Source organism: Pseudoroseomonas cervicalis ATCC 49957 (assembly GCF_000164635.1).
GTDB lineage: Bacteria > Pseudomonadota > Alphaproteobacteria > Acetobacterales > Acetobacteraceae > Pseudoroseomonas > Pseudoroseomonas cervicalis.
In genome coordinates this window covers 241,108-244,740 of sequence record NZ_GG770780.1, presented here as the reverse complement: position 1 = coordinate 244,740, position 3,633 = coordinate 241,108, and the positions used below count along the sequence as shown (strand labels likewise).

Genomic DNA, 3,633 nt, shown 5'->3' with positions numbered 1-3,633 from the left:
GCGGCACGACGGCGCCGGCCGGCCCCGCCTCCGGCCAGGATGCCGGCCAGGATGCCGGACCCTGGGCCAATCTGGGCTGGCGCACCCCGCCGGCGCAGGAGCTCGGCACGCTCTACCGCGCCGCCGCCCTGCTGGCGCATCGCGGCGACGAGGCCACCTGCCAGGCGGTGCTCGGCAAGGCGCGCGAGGCCTATGACGCGTATGCCGGCCAGCTGCGCGAGGCCGGGGTGGAGCCGGGGCAGATGGTGTCCTACCGGCAGCAGCAGCTCGCCGCCGCGCAGCCGGTGGCGCAGATGCAGCGCAATTTCCGCGCCGACGACATCACCGGCACCGATGTGCGCAACCCGCAGGACGAGTATCTGGGCAGCGTCGAGGACGTCATCCTCGACCCCGGCAGCGGTCGCGTCGGCTATGTGATCCTGTCGCGCGGCGGCTTCCTCGGCATCGGTGCCGACTATGTTGCCCTGCCCTGGGAGAAGCTGCGCGCGACGCCGCAGATGGACGCCTTCGTGCTGCGCGCCTCGGAGGAGGTGCTGGACGAGGCGCCGACGGTCGACCCCGACAGCTTCGCCGATGCCACGGCGGGCGCCGAGCAGCGCCAGGCGATCGACCGCTTCTGGCAGCAGCACAGCCAGGGCGGCTGAGCCCCGGCGCGGCGGCGGGGGGACCCGCCGCCGCGCCTCACGCCGCGCCGCGCCGCTGCGGCAGGTCGGGGCAGAGATGGCGCAGCGGCTCGGACAGGCAGATGCGGTTGCGGCCGCCCTGCTTGGCGGCGTAGAGGGCGCGGTCGGCCTCGCCATACAGCGCGTCGAAGCTGCCGGCCTGGCGCAGCGCCACGCCGGCCGAGATGGTCACCGACACCGCCCGCCCCTCCGCCACCACCGGCTGGTCCGCCAGCCGGTCGCGCAGCCGCACCAGCCGCGCCAGCAGCGCCGCCGGCGCCTCGCCGGGCGCGAGCAGGGCGAATTCCTCACCGCCCAGCCGGGCCAGCACGCCCTCCTCCCCCAGCTCCGCCGCCAGGATGCCGGAAACCGCCTGCAGCACCGCATCGCCCACGCGGTGGCCATGCGTGTCGTTGACTCGCTTGAAATGGTCGAGGTCGATGATGACCAGCGCCATCAGCGCCAGGTCGCCCCGCTCGGCCGCCTCCAGCAGGGCGCGGCGATTGGCCAGCCCGGTCAGCGGATCGGTGCGGCTGAGCCGCTCGGCCTGCTGCTTCGCCTCGTAGAGCGCCAGATGGGCGCGGCCGATCCAGCCCAGCAGCAGCACGCCGATGCCGGTGGCGATCACGATGGTCACCGCCCAGGAGCGCAGCGCGGTCGGCCAGTCGGTGAAGAAGAGCAGCTGCTGCGCGACATCGACCGCCAGGGCCAGCAGCACGGCGGCGCCGGTGGCGGTCGCCACGTAGCGCGCCAGCCCGGCGCGGTCGCGCAGCTGCGGCGCCGCGATCCGTCGGAAAAGCTCACGCAAGCCGGGCCTCGTCGCGGGGGTCGGAAGGGGAGGCCGCACGGGCGGCGGGCCCCCGCCGCCACCCCGGAGCGCTGCATCCTAGCATGGGCGGCCGGTGAAATCGCGCGCTCCCTGCGGCCGGCCCGCGCGGTCCCGCCGGCCGTGCCGCGAACCGGCTCAGTTCATCGCCGGGCCGGTGCCGAAGCCGCCCCAGGCATTGGCGGAATTGCCCACGGCGCGCGGCAGGTGCGCCGCCTCATGCGGCTCGGTCTGCGCCAGACGCAGCCCCAGCGGATTGCCGCGCGCCCCGGCATTGTGGCCCACCGGGCCGGGGATGCCGTCGGCCTGCGGCGCCCGCGTCACCGCCATGGCATAGGCGAACGGGCTGCTGGTGCTGCCATTGTTGGCGTTCTCCGCCAGGTCGCGGGCGGCGGCGAGGCCGGGCAGCGCCACCGCCAGGCCGGCGGCGAGGGTCAGGGCGCGGACGGCGTTCAGCTTGGTCATGGTCGGTCTCCTGTGTCTCGGTGGCGGGGGTGCCCCGCTGTCTGAGGCAGAGATAGACCTCGCAAACCAACATCGTTAGCGATGATTCCGGATTGCCATCATCACTCAGGACGATGAAACGCCCAGCCGCGCCAAGCGCTGCGCCGCGGCGGGATTGACCGCGTGCTCCGGCATGCGCCCGGCCGCCAGCGCCGCCACCTGCCGCACCGTGTCGAAGGCCTGGTGCTGCGCCGCCTGCGGCGTCAGCCCGCCGATATGCGGCGTCGCCACCACGTCCGGCCGGGCGGCGAGCGAGGGGTTGGGCATCTGGTCGGCGGCGCGGCCGACATCGAGCGCCGCGCCCCCCAGCTGGCCGGACTCCAGCGCGGCGGCCAGCGCCGCCTCGTCCACCAGCTCGCCGCGCGCCAGGTTGAGGAACAGGGCGCCGCGCCGCATGGCGGCGAAGGCGGCTCCGTTCATCATGCCCTCGGTTTCCGGCCGCGCCGGCGCCAGGCAGACCACGATGTCGGAGGCGGCCAGCAGCGTGGCGAAGGAGGCGCCGCGCGCCCCCTCGCGCTCCGCCCCCTCGGGCAGGGCCGGGTCGCTGGCCAGCACCGTCATGCCGAGCGACGCGGCCAGCCGCCCCAGCTTTCGCCCGATGGCGCCATGGCCGATGATGCCGAGCGTGGCGCCCGAAAGCTGGCGGCCCATGCGGACCGGCGGCGCCTGGCCGGCGCGATAGGCCAGCACCGCGTCGCTGATGCCGCGCGACAGGTCGAGCATCAGCCCCAGCGCCAGCTCCGCCACCGAATCGACGAAGCCGGGCGTCGCGCGGCAGACCAGCACCCCGGCCTGGCTGGCGGCCTCTACATCGATGTTGCGGATGTCCACGGCGACGCGCAGCAGGGCCGCGAGATCCGGCAGCCGCCCGAACAGCGCCGCCGGCGCCGCCGCCAGCCGGTCGGCCACGATGATGTCGCAGCCCTCGGCCAGCGCCACCAGCGCCTCGGTGTCGAGCGGCGCGTCGCTCTCGTTCAGCCGCAATTCGCCCTGCTCCGCCAGGGCCCGCAGCGCCGCCTCGCCGTAATAGAGGTCGCGGGCGCGCGGGGCGTGGGTCAGCAGGATGCGCAGGCGGGGCATGGCGATCTCTCCCTCGGGGCCGGGCAGCATAGGCGGGTGGCCGCCAGGACACAGGAGGGGCAGGGCCGGCGGGTTTCGCGCTTCGCGCGTAAACCCGCGCCCTCTCCCGCGATTGTGGTCAGCGGGGCGATGCGGCCCGCGCCAGGCCATCGCGCCGACCGGGGCGGCCCCGCGACGGCAGGGGCAGGACCATGCCCGCGACGACAGGAGCAGGACCATGCCCGCGACGACAGGAGCAAGACCATGAATGACGAGAAGCGGCAGCGGGAGGAGCGGATCCGCCAGCGCGCCTATGCGCTGTGGGAACAGGCCGGCCGCCCGCATGGGCAGGACGAGGCGCATTGGCACCAAGCCAGCGGCGAGCTGGACGCCGCGCCGGAGCAGGGGCGGGGCCGGGCGGCGGAAAGCGCGACGCTGGACGCCCAGCTGGCCGACACCTTCCCGGCCAGCGACCCGCCCAGCCTGACCGACCCCCATCGCGGCGCCGGCCGCGGCGCGGCGAAGCAGCCGGCGGCGCCCGCCAAGGCCGGCAAGGCGGCAGCGCCCTCTTCCGCCACGCAG

At 75.3% G+C, this 3,633-nt stretch carries 5 protein-coding genes; 2 read left to right on the top strand and 3 right to left on the bottom strand.

Annotated features, from left to right (window positions below):
- Nucleotides 1–644: PRC-barrel domain-containing protein (locus HMPREF0731_RS23230; RefSeq protein WP_169312300.1), on the top strand; the 644-nt coding region annotated here is incomplete at its 5' end.
- 37 nt (nucleotides 645–681) lie between these two features.
- On the opposite strand, the gene HMPREF0731_RS14535 is transcribed toward HMPREF0731_RS23230, so the two are convergent.
- The 3 genes from HMPREF0731_RS14535 to HMPREF0731_RS14525 form a co-directional block, all read right to left on the bottom strand.
- Nucleotides 682–1,470, bottom strand: a complete 789-nt coding sequence (locus tag HMPREF0731_RS14535) for a GGDEF domain-containing protein (protein WP_007004916.1) — start codon at nucleotides 1,468–1,470, stop codon at nucleotides 682–684.
- A 156-nt stretch (nucleotides 1,471–1,626) separates the two neighbouring features.
- A complete protein-coding gene (locus HMPREF0731_RS14530) occupies nucleotides 1,627–1,953 on the bottom strand; it encodes a hypothetical protein (protein WP_007004915.1) in 327 nt (108 codons plus the stop codon).
- A 105-nt stretch (nucleotides 1,954–2,058) separates the two neighbouring features.
- The gene (locus HMPREF0731_RS14525; RefSeq protein ID WP_040613511.1) at nucleotides 2,059–3,072 is read right to left on the bottom strand and encodes an NAD(P)-dependent oxidoreductase; all 1,014 of its coding nucleotides are present in this window, start codon (nucleotides 3,070–3,072) and stop codon (nucleotides 2,059–2,061) included.
- A gap of 243 nt (nucleotides 3,073–3,315) precedes the next feature.
- Between HMPREF0731_RS14525 and HMPREF0731_RS23225 the strand changes: the two genes are divergently transcribed.
- Nucleotides 3,316–3,633, top strand: a 318-nt coding sequence (locus HMPREF0731_RS23225) for a DUF2934 domain-containing protein (protein ID WP_007004913.1), incomplete at its 3' end; no start/stop codon positions are given.